At 61.2% G+C, this 15,258-nt stretch carries 14 protein-coding genes; 9 read left to right on the top strand and 5 right to left on the bottom strand.

Annotated features, from left to right (window positions below; genetic code table 11):
* The first annotated feature begins 114 nt into the window (after positions 1-114).
* From cyoA to BLW80_RS09105, 7 genes are all read left to right on the top strand, one after another.
* Complete coding sequence (gene cyoA, locus BLW80_RS09135; RefSeq protein WP_170849649.1) at positions 115-1,281, top strand: ubiquinol oxidase subunit II; 1,167 nt, start codon at positions 115-117, stop codon at positions 1,279-1,281.
* A 14-nt stretch (positions 1,282-1,295) separates the two neighbouring features.
* Positions 1,296-3,320, top strand: a complete 2,025-nt coding sequence (gene cyoB, locus BLW80_RS09130; protein WP_093757705.1) for a cytochrome o ubiquinol oxidase subunit I — start codon at positions 1,296-1,298, stop codon at positions 3,318-3,320.
* Positions 3,317-3,949 (top strand): cytochrome o ubiquinol oxidase subunit III, encoded by a 633-nt coding sequence (gene cyoC, locus BLW80_RS09125; RefSeq protein ID WP_093757704.1) that lies wholly within the window; start codon positions 3,317-3,319, stop codon positions 3,947-3,949. Before cyoB ends, cyoC begins: the two co-directional genes overlap by 4 nt.
* Positions 3,946-4,335 (top strand): cytochrome o ubiquinol oxidase subunit IV, encoded by a 390-nt coding sequence (gene cyoD, locus BLW80_RS09120; RefSeq protein ID WP_093757703.1) that lies wholly within the window; start codon positions 3,946-3,948, stop codon positions 4,333-4,335. Before cyoC ends, cyoD begins: the two co-directional genes overlap by 4 nt.
* Positions 4,335-5,156 carry an SURF1 family protein gene (locus BLW80_RS09115; RefSeq protein ID WP_093757702.1) on the top strand — a complete coding sequence of 274 codons (822 nt, stop codon included), beginning with the start codon at positions 4,335-4,337 and terminating at the stop codon, positions 5,154-5,156. The genes cyoD and BLW80_RS09115 overlap by 1 nt, the downstream gene beginning before the upstream one ends.
* Positions 5,157-5,240: 84 nt before the next feature.
* The gene (locus BLW80_RS09110) at positions 5,241-6,614 is read left to right on the top strand and encodes an ATP-binding protein (protein WP_502688588.1); all 1,374 of its coding nucleotides are present in this window, start codon (positions 5,241-5,243) and stop codon (positions 6,612-6,614) included.
* Positions 6,604-7,137 carry a response regulator transcription factor gene (locus BLW80_RS09105; protein ID WP_089263395.1) on the top strand — a complete coding sequence of 178 codons (534 nt, stop codon included), beginning with the start codon at positions 6,604-6,606 and terminating at the stop codon, positions 7,135-7,137. The genes BLW80_RS09110 and BLW80_RS09105 overlap by 11 nt, the downstream gene beginning before the upstream one ends.
* Before the next feature lie 39 nt (positions 7,138-7,176).
* Here the strand turns inward: BLW80_RS09105 and BLW80_RS09100 are convergent, their stop codons facing one another.
* The 4 genes from BLW80_RS09100 to BLW80_RS09085 are packed head-to-tail and all read right to left on the bottom strand — an operon-like array spanning position 7,177 to position 11,314.
* Positions 7,177-8,616: an amidohydrolase family protein gene (locus tag BLW80_RS09100; protein ID WP_093757700.1), complete on the bottom strand. Its 1,440-nt coding sequence runs from the start codon at positions 8,614-8,616 to the stop codon at positions 7,177-7,179.
* A 13-nt stretch (positions 8,617-8,629) separates the two neighbouring features.
* Positions 8,630-9,655: an ABC transporter substrate-binding protein gene (locus tag BLW80_RS09095; protein WP_093757699.1), complete on the bottom strand. Its 1,026-nt coding sequence runs from the start codon at positions 9,653-9,655 to the stop codon at positions 8,630-8,632.
* A gap of 27 nt (positions 9,656-9,682) precedes the next feature.
* Positions 9,683-10,456 (bottom strand): ABC transporter permease, encoded by a 774-nt coding sequence (locus tag BLW80_RS09090; protein WP_068729960.1) that lies wholly within the window; start codon positions 10,454-10,456, stop codon positions 9,683-9,685.
* A gap of 3 nt (positions 10,457-10,459) precedes the next feature.
* Positions 10,460-11,314, bottom strand: coding sequence for an ABC transporter ATP-binding protein (locus BLW80_RS09085; RefSeq protein WP_210185312.1), 855 nt, complete (start codon positions 11,312-11,314; stop codon positions 10,460-10,462).
* 165 nt (positions 11,315-11,479) lie between these two features.
* Between BLW80_RS09085 and BLW80_RS09080 the strand changes: the two genes are divergently transcribed.
* Positions 11,480-12,181 (top strand): GntR family transcriptional regulator, encoded by a 702-nt coding sequence (locus tag BLW80_RS09080; protein WP_093757697.1) that lies wholly within the window; start codon positions 11,480-11,482, stop codon positions 12,179-12,181.
* 14 nt (positions 12,182-12,195) lie between these two features.
* Here the strand turns inward: BLW80_RS09080 and BLW80_RS09075 are convergent, their stop codons facing one another.
* Positions 12,196-13,590: an aminotransferase-like domain-containing protein gene (locus BLW80_RS09075; RefSeq protein ID WP_093757696.1), complete on the bottom strand. Its 1,395-nt coding sequence runs from the start codon at positions 13,588-13,590 to the stop codon at positions 12,196-12,198.
* 273 nt (positions 13,591-13,863) lie between these two features.
* Here BLW80_RS09075 and BLW80_RS09070 point away from each other — a divergent pair, with 273 nt between their 5' ends.
* The gene (locus BLW80_RS09070) at positions 13,864-15,174 is read left to right on the top strand and encodes a hydroxymethylglutaryl-CoA reductase, degradative (RefSeq protein WP_093758190.1); all 1,311 of its coding nucleotides are present in this window, start codon (positions 13,864-13,866) and stop codon (positions 15,172-15,174) included.
* Positions 15,175-15,258: the final 84 nt, after the last annotated feature.

Below are 15,258 nucleotides of genomic sequence, written 5' to 3'. Positions count from 1 at the left end.
TGACGATTTGTCGCGAACCGCGTCTTCGGACCATTGGACAAATTGTCCAATGTTGCCCTGCAGCAAATACGCCTAACCGTGCGCGCGAACGGACATTATCGAATGGGTAACACCTTGAGCCGCCTACGGATACTCCTTTTGCTGCCCTTGGTTGCCTTGCTGGGCGGATGCAATTTCGTCGTGATGAATCCTGCGGGTGACATCGCAGTGCAGCAACGCGATCTCGTGGTCATTTCCACGGTGCTGATGCTGCTGATCATCGTGCCGGTGATGGCCCTGATCGTGTTCTTCGCCTGGAAGTACCGGCAGTCAAATGCCGACGCGAAATACGAGCCGGACTGGGATCACTCGACCCATCTCGAGCTCGTCATCTGGTCGATGCCCCTCCTCATCATCATCTGTCTCGGCGCCGTGACCTGGTCCAGCACGCATCTGTTAGACCCGTATCGTCGGCTCGACCGAATTGCGCCCGGCAATGCTGCGAGCCTTCTTGAGCCGCTGCAGGTCGAAGTCGTCGCGCTCGACTGGAAGTGGCTGTTCTTCTACCCGGAATACGGCATTGCTACGGTCAATGAACTGGCCGCGCCGGTCGATCGTCCGGTGCGCTTCAAGATCACTGCTTCGTCGGTGATGAACTCTTTTTATATCCCCGCGCTCGCCGGCCAGATCTATGCGATGCCCGGCATGGAAACCAAGCTGCACGCGGTCATCAACAAGGCTGGCGTTTATGACGGCTTTTCGGCGAACTATAGCGGCGCAGGCTTCTCCGGCATGCGCTTCAAGTTCCATGGCGTCGACCAGGCCGGCTTCGATGCCTGGATCGCCAAGGCCAAGGCGAGCAATGAGACGCTGAGCCGTGAGGCCTATCTGGATCTCGAAAAGCCCAGCGAGAATGTGCCGGTTCGTCTCTACAAGGAAGTCGCACCTGACCTCTACAAGGCGATCCTCAACATGTGCGCCCAGCCCGGCAAGATGTGCATGAGTGAGATGATGGCGATGGACGCTAAGGGTGGCCTCGGCCTTGCCAGCGCCCGCAACATCCTGCCGCTGAAATACAATATTTCGATGCTTGACGGCTCCAGCTCGACCAAGAACTACGTCGCCAGCGTCTGCACCCTCGCCGAGGCCGCACGCGAAGCAGCCGATCACCGCTCGACGACGACTCCACTTGACCCGACGCCGGTCACCGGTGCTGGTCTCGCGCGCCCGGGTGCCGCCCCCGCGCCATTCAATTTCACGCCTGCGCCGCCGCCTGCCGAGCGGCGCGCTTCCAACACCTGATCGGGTCGATCTAAATGTCTGATACAGCCGTAGTGGCAAATACCGGGCTTGCGAAGTTCATCTTCGGCCGCCTGACGCTCGAGTCGTTCCCCTATCATGAACCGATCCTGGTCGCGACTTTCGCGATGGTCGCGCTCGGCGGCATCGTGCTGCTCGCTGCGCTGACCTATTTCAAGCTCTGGGGTTATCTCTGGAAGGAGTGGTTCACCAGCGTGGACCACAAGAAGATCGGCATCATGTATATGGTGCTGGGCATCGTCATGCTGCTGCGCGGTTTCGCCGACGCCATCATGATGCGCGCCCAGCAGGCCATGGCCTTCAATGGCTCCGACGGCTTCCTGCCCGCCCATCACTATGATCAGGTGTTCACGGCGCATGGCGTGATCATGATCTTCTTCGTGGCGATGCCGCTGGTCACCGGCCTGATGAACTATATCGTGCCACTGCAGATCGGTGCGCGCGACGTGTCGTTTCCGTTCCTGAACAATTTCAGCTTCTGGATGACCACCGGCGGCGCCATCCTCGTCATGATGTCGCTGTTTGTCGGTGAATTCGCCAAGACGGGTTGGCTGGCTTATCCGCCACTGTCGAATCTCGGCTACAGTCCGGATGTCGGCGTCGACTATTACATCTGGGCGCTACAGGTCGCCGGTGTCGGCACGACGCTATCGGGCATCAATCTGATCGCGACCATTGTGAAGATGCGTGCGCCCGGCATGACCATGATGAAGATGCCGATCTTCACCTGGACTTCGCTCTGCACCAACGTCCTGATCGTGGCGTCCTTCCCGATCCTGACCGCCGTTCTCGCGCTGCTGTCGCTGGATCGCTATGTCGGCACCAACTTCTTCACGAACGATCTCGGTGGCAACCCGATGATGTATGTGAACCTGATCTGGATCTGGGGCCATCCGGAGGTTTACATCCTGATCCTGCCCCTGTTCGGCGTATTTTCGGAAGTGACCTCGACCTTCTCGGGCAAGAAACTTTTCGGCTACACCTCGATGGTCTACGCCACGCTGGTCATCACGATCCTGTCCTATCTTGTCTGGCTGCATCACTTCTTCACCATGGGCTCGGGCGCCAGCGTGAATTCCTTCTTTGGAATCACGACCATGATCATCTCGATCCCCACGGGCGCGAAGATATTCAACTGGCTGTTTACGATGTATCGCGGCCGCATCCGGTTCGAATTGCCGATGATGTGGACCATCGCCTTCATGCTGACCTTCGTGATCGGCGGCATGACCGGCGTGCTGCTCGCGGTGCCGCCGGCCGACTTCGTGCTGCATAATAGCCTGTTCCTGATCGCTCACTTCCACAACGTCATCATCGGCGGCGTGGTGTTCGGCATCTTTGCGGCCATCAACTTCTGGTTCCCGAAGGCCTTCGGTTTCAAGCTCGATCAGTTCTGGGGCAAGGTCTCGTTCTGGGGCTGGGTCCTCGGCTTCTACTTCGCCTTCATGCCGCTCTATGTGCTTGGTCTGATGGGCGTCACCCGCCGCCTGCGCACCTTCGACGATCCGTCGCTGCAGATCTGGTTCGTCATCGCCGCCTTCGGTGCGGTTCTGATCGCGATCGGCATCGGTGCTTTCCTCGTCCAGATCGCCGTCAGCATCTGGAATCGCGAGAAGCTGCGCGATACCACGGGCGATCCCTGGAACGGGCGCACGCTGGAATGGGCAACGTCGTCGCCGCCGCCGGATTACAACTTCGCTTTCACCCCGGTCATTCACGACAATGACTCGTGGTGGGACATGAAGCGCCGTGGTTATACGCGTCCGCTGGAAGGTTTCCGGCCGATCCATATGCCGAAGAACACCGGTACCGGCGTGATCCTCTCTGTCCTGGCCACGGCGATGGGCTTCGCTCTGATCTGGTACATGTGGTGGCTCGCGGCCCTGAGCTTCATTGCCATCGTCGGCGTCGCGATCTTCCATACCTTCAACTACAATCGTGACTTCCACATTCCGTTGGAGGACGTCATCCGTACCGAAGGCGAGCGTACGAAACTTCTCGCAGTGCAGGCCGCGTCATGAACGTACCGACCCAAACGATAAACGGCACTGAAGTGCCGGTCTTCTACGTCGTCGATGAACACGATCATCCGGCCGGTTCCAGCACCATGCTGGGCTTCTGGCTCTACCTGATGAGCGATTGCCTCATCTTCGCGATGCTGTTCGCCACCTTCGGCGTACTCGGCGGCAGCTATGCTGCGGGCCCCGGGCCGAAGGATTTGTTCGACCTCAAGCTCGTCGCGCTTAACACCGCGATGTTGCTGTTCTCGTCGATCACCTACGGCTTCGCGATGCTGGAGATGATAAAGGGCAAAGTGAAGTCGACCCAAATGTGGCTCGGCATCACCGGTCTGTTCGGCCTCGCGTTCCTCTGCATCGAACTCTATGAGTTCCATCACATGATCCACGAAGGTGCAGGCCCCTGGCGCAGCGCCTTCCTGTCGTCCTTCTTCACGCTGGTCGGCACCCACGGTCTGCACGTCACCTTCGGTATCATCTGGCTGGTGACGCTGATGGTGCAGGTCGCCCGTTTCGGCCTGATCGAGGCGAACCAGCGCCGGCTGATGTGCCTGAGCATGTTCTGGCATTTCCTCGACGTCGTCTGGATCGGCGTCTTCACCTTTGTTTATCTGCTGGGAGTGCTGCGATGAGCGCCGATGCACATGCCGCGCACGGACATGGTCACGATGACCACGGCCACGATGACGGCCGCGATCATGGTTCGTTCAAGTCGTATATGACTGGCTTCGTCCTCTCGGTCATCCTTACCGCCATTCCATTCTGGCTGGTGATGACGGGTGCGATCGAGAACAAGAACTGGACCATCGCGATCGTCGTTGCGTTCGCTGTGGTGCAGATCGTGGTTCACATGGTCTACTTCCTGCACATGAACACGACGTCGGATGCCGGCTGGACCATGATGGCGCTGATCTTCACGATCATCATCGTCGTGATTGCGCTGAGCGGTTCGCTCTGGGTGATGTATCACCTCAACGTCAACATGATGCCGGTTCACGACATGAGGAATATGCCCTGATGGCCACGGCGCGCGCCAACGACGGGATCGTCGTAGGCCGCCCGGCCAGACAGGAGTCGTCTGAATCGAAAACGGAATCCGGGCGGTCGCCACGTCGCGCGACAACCCTCACGGTGCTGGGCCTGCCGGCACTGCTCGGTATCGCGGGATTGACCGCGCTGGGCATCTGGCAGGTCGAACGCCGCGCCTGGAAACTGGATCTGATCGCACGTGTCGATCAGCGCAGCCACGCCGCGCCCGAAGCTGCACCCGGGCCTGCGGCGTGGCCTGCGATCAATCGCAATGACGATGAATATCGTCGCGTCAGCGTCACCGGGCGGTTTGTGCCGGGCGCCGATACTCTGGTGCAGGCTGTCTCGGATCTCGGCGCCGGCTTCTGGGTGCTGACGCCGCTGCGCGCCGAGGCCGGCTACACCGTGCTGGTGAACCGGGGTTTCGTCAGCCCGGATGAGCGCAAAGCCGGCGCATTCGCGGCGCCCGCGACGCAGGTGTCGGTAACCGGGCTGCTGCGCGTCACCGAACCGAAGGGTGGGTTCCTGCGCTCAAATGATCCCGCTACCCAGCGCTGGTATTCCCGCGATGTCGAGGCGATTGCCGCCAGCCAGACGCTCGGCGCCGTCGCCCCCTATTTCATCGATTCCAATGCCGCGCTGGACGCGCCGGGGCAGCCCCATGGTGGCCTGACCGTGATCGCCTTCCCGAACAACCACGTGGTCTATGCCATCACCTGGTTCGGCCTCGCTTTGATGCTGGCCGGCGGTGCCCTGTTCGTCGCTCGCGACGAGTGGCGGATTCGGAAAAAATCACTACCTCGCGTATGACGTCTTGGATGATACGCCGGTCCGATCGAGCCCGGCCGATCAAGCTGACGGGGCGAGATGCCGGGTTTGGGAGCAGAGAGCAAGGTGGGCACACCGGACGTCACTGGCGTCAGTGCGGTTGCCGCGTCACCGGTCGACGCGACAGGTGCCACCACGCCCGTTGCAGTCACGGCTCTGCCGCTCGACGAGACCACCAATATCAAGAACATCAATCTGCTGATCCAGTTGCGCTGGATCGCAGTGGTCGGGCAGGTTCTGACCATCGGCTTCGTGCATCTGGTGATGGGCATTTCGCTACCGCTGATGGCCATGGTCATGGTGCTGTGCGGCTCAGTATTTCTGAACGTCATCAGCCAGGAGTGGCTGCGTCAGCAGACCGACGCGCGTGACCGCGAACTGCTCCTGCTTTTGCTGCTCGACGTCGCGGCGCTGACTGCCCAGCTTTATCTGAGCGGCGGCGCCACAAATCCATTCATATCGCTCTATCTCCTGCAGGTTACGCTCGGGGCGATGTTGCTGAACGGCCGCTCGACCTGGGTCGTTGTTGTTGTTGCCTGTCTATGCTTCGCCGGGCTGATTGTATTTCATCGTCCGCTGGCGCTGCCGGACGCGCTGCGCGACGATCTGTTCCAGTTGCACATTATCGGCATGTTGATCTGCTTCGTGCTCGACGCGGCGCTGATCGTCGTTTTCATGACGCGCATTGCAGAAAACCTGCGCGAGCGCGACGAGGGTCTAGCAGCGCTGCGTCAGCAGGCCGCGGAGGAAGATCATATTGTGCGCATGGGCCTGCTCGCTTCCGGCGCCGCGCATGAACTCGGTACGCCGCTGGCCTCACTGTCGGTGATCCTCAGTGACTGGCGCCGGATGCCGGAACTTGCAGGCAACCCCGAGCTGATGGAAGAGATCAGCGAGATGCAGGCCGATGTGCAGCGCTGCAAGTCGATCGTCACTGGAATTCTCATGTCAGCGGGCGACATGCGCGGCGAGGCACCGGTTGTGACGACCGTCAATGGTTTCTTCGGCGAACTGGTCGAGGACTGGCGCGGTGCGCGCTCGATCAACACGCTGGTCTATGAGAATCGGTTCGGCGAGGACATGCCGATCGTGTCGGACTCGGCGTTGAAGCAGATGATCTTCAACGTGCTCGATAACGCCAACGAGGTATCGCCGCTCTGGGTTCGCCTCGCTATCGAGCGCGATGGCGATTCGCTGATGCTGAAGGTCAGCGACATGGGACCGGGTTTCGCCAAGGAGATGCTGGCGAATTTCGGCAAGCCCTATAATTCAAGCAAGGGCCAGTCCGGGCGCGGGCTCGGTCTGTTTCTGGTGGTCAATGCTGTCCGCAAACTGGGCGGCGCAGTGGTGGCGGAGAATCGTCCTGTGGGCGGTGCCCTCGTGACGCTGTCGCTACCACTATCCGCCCTCGCGATTGGAGCGCGCAAACATGTCGGATGAACGTCTGCTGATCATTGTCGAGGATGACGAGGGTTTCGCGCGCACGCTGAAGCGATCGTTCGAGCGTCGCGGTTACACCGTGCTGCATTCCGAGGGCTTCGAGACCTTAACCGAGGTGCTCGGCGACAAGGTGCCGGGCTATGCGGTGGTCGATCTCAAGCTCGGCGGAGCCTCGGGCCTGGCTTGTGTCGAGGCGTTGCATGCGCTGAGCCCTGAGATGCTGATCGTAGTGCTCACCGGCTATGCCAGCATTGCCACGGCGGTGGAGGCGATCAAGCTCGGCGCGTGTCATTACCTCGCCAAGCCTTCGAACACCGACGATATCGAGGAAGCGTTCCAGAAGGCGACCGGCGATGTGCAAGTGGCGCTCACGGAACGTCCGACCTCGATCAAGACGCTGGAATGGGAACGCATCCACCAGACGCTGGTGGAGAGCGATTTCAACATTTCGGAGACGGCGCGCCGCCTCGGCATGCATCGCCGCACGCTGGCACGAAAGCTGGAAAAACGTCAGGTGAACTGAAGCCGCTGAAGGTTTGGTGAGCTAGCAGCGCCCCCGCTGCTAGCAACACCCCTGTTGCCGGAACCAGTGCGACACGGCGCTTTCGAACGGTGCCCAGGCGCGTTCGAGCGCCTTGAACTGGGGCACGCTCTTGCGATAGAGCCCGCGCAACTCGGTCTCCATGGCCTCCAGGTCGACGCCGGTCGGCTTGCCATCGCGGCTGATGGTGCGCCCGTCGACCACGACATCGCGGATGCAGCTCGTGTTGCCGCGCGCAAACAGCATGTCGATCGGATCGACCGGCATGATGGCATCGCGGTCGAGTTGGCCGATATCGAGAACAATGAAATCAGCGGCTTCTCCGGCGGCGAGCATGCCCGAGCCCGGTGCGCCGATCGACTTCCGGCCGTTGCGGACGGCGAGCGTGAGAAACTCCGCACGGCTCCATGTGCGGTCGAAGCCGAGGCCGTCATGCGCCATCTGCACGAGGCGCATTTCGCGGATCGCATCATCGTCCTCGTCGAGGGCGACGCCGTCGATGCCGACGGCGATCGGGCAGCCACGGCGATGCGCATCGGCAATCGGCGCAAGACCGGAATGCAGGTGCAGATTGGAGCTGAAATTCGTTACGATGGTCGCGCCGGACTCGGCGATCATATCGAGTTCGTCCGGCCGGGCATGGATGCAATGCGCCAGTGTCAGGCGGTTGGACAGCAGGCCGATATCTTTCAGGTAGCGTACAATGCCGCTCGGAAAAGCGCGGTCGGCCCATTGTCGCTGATAGATGGTCTCGAGCAGATGCATGTGGACGCGCCGGCCGGTGGTGGCCGAGCGTTCGGCAATCGCCTCGAGCAGCGCGGTGGAACACCACTGGACGCCAGCCGGCCCGAATTGCACGTCGATCATCGGCCCGGCAATAGCGGCATGAATAGCGTCGACGCGGTCGAGATATTCGGATGGTGTCGGGCTCGGACGAATGAACATGTCCTGAATCGTGCTGCGGTTGTCTTCGGGCAATGCGGCAAGCACGTCGGCGCTATCGCCATAGACGATCGGATTCTGGTCGCGCACGGCGAGCGCGAAGGCCAGCCGGATGCCGACATCGCTCGCGGCCTTTGCGATTGCGATCGACTCATCGACGATCGGCATCTTGCCGCTCGGCCGGGTATAATGAATCATCGCGCCGCCGCAGCCTGCACGCGCCGCATGGGCGAGCGAGACAGCGGCGACGAGATAGGGATCGGGCGGCGTGCCGAAGGCTGAGCGTGCGATCCACGATTCCAAGGGCATGTTCGATGCGCCGAAGGATGTCATGGACGGCCGGGCGTGGTCGTGGGCGTTGACCAGTGCGGGGATAATCAGGTGGTTTGTCTGCGGTGAAATATGCGCGCCGGCCGAGACGCTCGTGATCAGGCCATCCGCATAATGGATGCTGGCCTGAGGCACGAGGCCTCGATCTGTGCCGGTGAAGATATTCGTCGCAGACAGGATCCCGTTCATCCGCGTGCAAGCCTTAGTTCGCCGTATAGACCAGTTCGCGATCTCCGCGCGCCGGCAGGAATTCGCGCGAGAAGATTTCCTTCGGGGTCGGCGTGCGCTTCAGATCGTAACCTTCGACGACCATGCCGATGGCGCGGGTCATGCGGTCATCCTTGATATCGCCGACGCCGATTTCCTTCATCTCGGGCGAGACCATCAGCTTGTCGAAGGAATATTGCAGGCGGCGCTTTTCGACGGGAACATCGACGAGATTGTCGAAGGCGACGACCGACGCCATGCCGGCGTTCTGATCCTTGGCGACGGCGATGTTAGCCTTGTTGATCGCGCGGACCAGACCGGCAACAGCCTTGGGATTCGAAGCCAATAGCTTCTGCGATACCATCACGCCGTTGGAATACAGGTCGAGGCCGAATTCACCGAAGGAGAACCACTTATAATCCTTCTCGGGATCCTGGCGGTTCAGGACGAGATTGAAATAGCTGGTAATGTTGAACACCAGCGCGGCGTCGATATCGCCCTTGATCAGCATCGGCTCCTGCAGATTGGGAGCCATATTGGTGACCTTGATCTTGTCGGCCGCGAGGCCGTTCTTCTGGATGAAGACAGGCAACAGACGCGTCGTCGGCGTGCCCTGCGCGCCGCCGAGCGTGTGGCCTTCGAAATCCTTGATCGTTTTGATGCCGCTGGTGTTCTTGGTGACGATCGAGAAGGGAGGCTGGTTCCACATCATATAGACCATCACCGGCGCGTCCTGTGGGCGCGTCGAGGAGTTCTGGATGATGGCATTGACGTCGCCGAAGCCGGCATCCCAGGCGCCGGACATGATACGGGTCACGGTCGCGCCCGAGCCTTCGCCCTGATCGATGACAACGTTCAGGCCCTCTTCCTTGAAGTAGCCTTTGTCCTTGGCATAGAAGAACGCCGCGTCACTGCCCTGGGTTTTCCAGCCCAGCGTGAACTTGATGGTCGTCTCTTGAGCGAAGGCGGAGCCTGTGAGCAGGACGCTGCCGACTGCGAGGGCGGTCAATCTCTTCAACATGACATTCTCCTGGTTGATGTGGGTGGATTAGGTCGCAACGAGATCGTTCTTGCGCGTGGCCCAGCCGGTCACACGCGCTTCGATCAGAGAGAAAATGACGTAGAGCGCCACGCCGAGGATCGCGAGAATGAACAGGCAGGCGAACACCAGCGGGACGTTGAAGTTCGACGATGCGCTCATCATCACATTGCCGATGCCGCGATTCGACGCGACGGTCTCGGCCAGCACGGCGCCGACAAAGGCGTAGCTGACCGCGACTTTCAGCGAGGCAAAGAAGAACGGCATGGTGCGCGGCAGGCCGACATTCCAGAGAATGTCCATCTTGCTGGCGCCGAGTGCCTTCAACACGTCTTCCAGCTCCGGTTCGGTGGTCGCGAGGCCGGTCGCGATATTGACGACGATGGGGAAGAAGCAGATCGACAGCGCGGTAAGAATCGCAGGCACGGAGCCCGAGCCGAACCACAACACGAAGATTGGCACGACGGCGACTTTTGGAATCGACGAGAAGCCGACCAGCAGCGGATAGGCGGTGTCATAGGCGACTTTCGAGACGCCGATGACCGCGCCCAGCACGACGCCAAGGCCGACGCCAAGGACGAAGCCCGCCATAGTCGTGCCGAGGGTCTGTAGAATATGCGGCCACAGGATCGGGAAGCGCGCGATCAGCGTCGCAATGATTTCCGTCGGACGCGGAAGAACCAGATCCGACACGCCCGACATGGCGCAAAATAATTGCCATCCGACGAAGAAGATGACGATCAGTCCGAACGACCAGAGTTTTTGACGCAGGCCTACACTCATGACCTATGCCTCCTGCGCTTCGGGAGCGTTGCTCCGGGCATTGACGATGAGTTCCCGCAGGCGCTGGTTGAGTGCGACGAAATCAGGCTCGAAAGTCATGGGGATGGTGCGCGGGCGCGGGAAGTCCACCGGGCTGTCGTCGAGGATGCGGCCCGGTCGTGCGCTCATCACGCAGATGCGGCTGGCCAGGAAGCCCGCTTCGCGGAGGTCATGCGTGACCAGCAGCACCGTCGGTTTGTGTTGCAGCCAGAGGCTCTGCAGGATCGACCAGAGTTCTTCCTTGGTGAACTGGTCGAGCGCGCCGAACGGCTCGTCGAGCAGCAACATGCGCGGCTCATGGATCAGCGCGCGGCACAGATTGGCCCGCTGCAGCATGCCGCCGGACAACTGCCAGGGATATTTGTTTCCGAAATCCTTGAGGCCGACCTGGGCCAGCAATGCATGGGCCTTGTCGCGAAATTCGCCTTTGCGCTTCTGCCGATACTCGGACCGGAACGGCTCCACGATCTTGAGCGGCAACATGATGTTCCGCTCAATGGTCAGCCAGGGCAGCATGGTCGGGTTCTGGAACGCCATGCCAATCCGCAACGCCTTCGCGGCGACCTCACGTCCGCCGACGATGACGACGCCGGTGGTGGGGCGGAGCAGATTGCTGACGAGCTTGAGGATCGTCGACTTTCCGCAGCCGGAGGGGCCGACAAGGGCAAGGAATTCGCCGTCGGGGATGATAAGGTTCGTCTCCGCAAGCGCCGGCGTGGCGGTCGGGCCGCGGCCGAACGTTACCGAGGTCGCTGACAGTTCAACGGCGGTCGGTCTGCGTTGGCCCTCGGTGGGTCCATTTTCTTGCATACTTGTCATGGCAATAAGTGCATGCAATTGGGGTGCCACTTGAGTCCGGCGAGAAACGTTGTCATTTTATGTTCGCTCGCCATTCCCTGAGGAATTATTGGGCAGTCACTCTCCTCGATTGCATGCACTTCGGGCACGGCCGAGAATGCCCAAATCGCGACAGGTTCGATCTGAATGCCAGAAGCGCCGAATTCAAAAGACAAGGTTGGGATGATCTGCCGCGCGCTGCGGCGGGCGATCATCGAGCAGGCTCTGGAACCCGGCGCCAAGCTTCCCGAGGACTCCCTGGGTGAGCGCTTTGGCGTTAGCCGCACCATTGCGCGCTATGCACTCGGGCAACTGGCGTCCGAGGGGCTTGTGGAGCTGCGACGTAACCGCATCGCTGTAGTCGTGACGCCGAGCTGGCAGGACGCGCGCGACATCTTCGACATTCGGATGGATCTCGAACGGCTGATCGTCCGCAAGATCGCCGGCAAGCTCAGCAGCAGTCAGATCGCGCGCCTCAAGGCGCATGTCGAGGCGGAGCGCGAGGCGCATGACGGGCCGAACGCCGTGTCCATTCGCCTGGCGACTGAATTTCACATCATGCTGGCGTCGATGACCAACAGTCCGGTGCTGGTCCGCTATGTCAGCGAGATCGCCTATCGCTGCTGTCTGACACTGTCGCTGTTCAGTCGCCCGCATTCGTCGGAATGCGGCATCAGCGAGCATATCGCGATCATCGAGGCGCTTCAGGAGGGCGATGCCAACAAGGCGATGTCGCTGATGCATTCGCATCTGGATTCGGTCGCCAACCGCGCGCTGGTGGAGCCGACCCCGGCGCGGGGCCGGGATCTGCTCGACGTACTAGCCCCCTATACCGAGGAAGCGACCTGAAGGCGTCGTGGCGTCTATTGCAACTGGCGCAGCAGAAATTCGTAGAATTTTGGATTGTCCGCCCGCGACACATTGATCCTGATCGCCCGCGCCAGCGGGCTATTCTTGTCGAGGCAGAACAGGCTTCCCGGCGCGATGAAGATGCTGTCCTTCGCGCCTTTGCGCGCTAGCGCCATGTCGTCAATGCCGTCCGGCAGCAGCAGATACAAGTAATAGCCCGTGCGTGCATCGGCATAGAGCTGATGTCCGCCGCGCACGAGATTGGCGCGCACCTGGCCCATGGCGGCTTCACTCCGCTGTCCCAGCCGCTTCAGGTGCCGTTCATAGTGGCCGTCCGCGAGCAGCCGGTGCAGCAGTCGCTCCACATGTCCTGAACTGTTGACGGTGGTAAGCATCTTCAATTCGGCCAGCGTCGCGATGCGGTCGCTGCGGGTTGCGATGAAGCCCGATCGCAGGCTTGCCGACAGCGTCTTCGAAAAGGTCCCGATCGAGATCACATTGTTCAACTGATCGAGCGTCGCCAGCCGGCTGTTCACCCCCATCGGCAGATCGGCAAACGGGTCGTCCTCGACGATCACGAGGTTCGATCGCATCGCCGTCTGAAGCACCGCATGTGCCACGGGCAGCGTGATCGATCCTCCAGTCGGATTGTGGCCGAGCGACTGCGTGAAAAACAGCTTCGGCCGCTCCGACTGGATCTTTGCGGCGAGGTCGTGGACATCCGGCCCATCCACCAAGCGGCGAACGCCGACGATGCGAACCTGCGCCAACGTGAGCTTTGCGAACAGAGGATAATAGCCGGGCTCGTCCACCAGTACTGTATCGCCAGGCGACAGCATCGCGCGGATGATCAGGTCGAGCGCGTGATTGGCTCCGAATGTGAGCAGGAGTCCGTCTTCCTTCGCCGCGATTTGTTGGGCTTGCAGCCGCAATGCGATCTGTTGCCGGAGCGGCAGGAATCCGAGCGCGGAGCCATAGGCGTCAGCGGCGGCCGGCAGGATCCGTCCGGTCCCGCTCAGATGGCGCTTGATCTCCGATTGCTCCGTCCACGAAGCCGGCGGCCGTCCGTCGCCGACGCGGATCTCGAAATTCTGCGAGAGCTGGGCACTCAGCAGCGATGCGATGTCGACGGCTTCGCTGACGTGTTTCGGTCGCCCGCCATCATCCCCGCGATAGATAACAACGAAACCAGAGCCTGCCTTTGCCGCGACGAGATTGCCAAGCACCAGTCGGTCATAGGCTTCGACCACGGTGTTCTTCGACACGCCAAATTCCCCGGCGGCCTTTCTGATCGAGGGCAGGCGGTTGCCTTCCGGCAATGCGCCGGAGAGGATTTGCACACGCAACCGGCCGGCCAAAGTCTCGGCCAGCGTTGTACTGCGGTCGGACGGCTCACGAGAAGCGGTCAAGCAATGCCTCCAGGTGCAGTGCTGGACGGTCCATCGGAACCGTACCTTTCTCCAAGAGCGACAAGATTGAATTCAATCGTCCAGTCTCATGTCTTCGCGCAGATGGACCTGGTCTGCACTCCATTTGCACGGAAGAATGCTGCATCCGCGAATAGAGAGGTCATATCGCCATGGGTACAGTCTAGGACAATATTTCAGAACTGTCTCTTTCGAACGTCATCCGCGGATGCCTAACGTGCCGCCAACAGAAGACCCTGTATGGGAGGCGCCGCAATGGCCGGTTCAAAGTCGGGCGAACAGCCCGGAAAGATCAATTCGCGTTTGGAAAATCTGCGCAATCTCGCGCCTGCCGAAAGGCTGGGCCGTGTGATCGACGCGACCTCACTCGGTGACACCGAGCGCGCGGCCTTTGGCCCCGGTGCGCTGCCGCTCGAACTCGCCAATGGCATGATCGAGAATGTCATCGGCACGTTCGAACTGCCGGTCGGTATCGCCACCAATTTCACCGTGAACGGCCGTGACTACCTGATTCCGATGGCGGTCGAGGAGCCGTCGGTGGTGGCCGCGGCGTCCTATATGGCGCGCATCGTTCGCAAATGCGGCGGTTTCCAGACCTCAAGCTCCGCGCCGATCATGCGTGCGCAGGTGCAGGTGTTAGGCGTGACCGACGTGCACGGCGCCCGTGCGCGCGTGCTACGCGAGCGCGATGCCATCCTTGAGGCGGCCAATACCAAAGACAAGGTGCTGATCTCGCTCGGCGGCGGCTGCCGCGACGTCGAGGTGCATGTGTTCGAAAACACATCGGTAGGGCCGATGATGGCCGTGCATCTCATCGTCGACGTGCGCGATGCCATGGGCGCCAACACCGTCAACACAATGGCGGAGACGGTCGCGCCGCTGATCGAGAAGATCACAGGCGGAACCGTGCGTCTGCGCATCCTGTCGAACTATGCCGATCTGCGCATCGCCCGCGCAATGGTGTCAGTGACGCCGGAGGCGTTGAAGACCGAGGAATATGATGGCGAGCGGATCGCCCGCGGCATCGTCGAAGCCTGTGCGTTTGCGATCGTCGATCCCTACCGCGCTGCGACCCACAACAAGGGCATCATGAACGGTATCGATCCCGTCGTGGTCGCCACCGGCAATGACTGGCGCGCCATCGAGGCCGGCGCCCATGTCTGGGCCTCGCGCTCCGGCCGCTACACCTCGCTCACCAATTGGGAAATCGATGGCAAGGGCAATCTCGTCGGCACCATTGAGATGCCGATGGCGCTCGGCCTCGTCGGCGGTGCCACCAAGACCCATCCCGCTGCGCGAGCGGCCCTGAAGATACTTGGCGTGCAGAGTGCGCAGGAGCTGGCGGAAGTCGCCGTTGCCGTCGGTCTGGCGCAGAACATGGGCGCGCTTCGTGCGCTGGCCACCGAAGGCATCCAGAAGGGGCACATGGCACTGCATGCGCGCAACATCGCCATCGTCGCCGGCGCCACCGGTGACGAGATCGAGATGGTCGCCGTCGCGCTCGCCGCCAATCACGACGTGCGTGTTGATCGCGCCAAGGAAGTTCTCGAGAAGCTGCGTTCGTAAAAAGTGGAGGCGTTCTAACGCCACTTTGTGCAACGCAACTTCGTGCAGGCATCACGCCTGCACGGCCGGCGGGTATGAAAATGT

The organism is Tardiphaga sp. OK245 (assembly GCF_900108575.1).
GTDB lineage: Bacteria > Pseudomonadota > Alphaproteobacteria > Rhizobiales > Xanthobacteraceae > Tardiphaga > Tardiphaga robiniae.
This window is presented reverse-complemented; position numbering and strand designations above follow the sequence as displayed.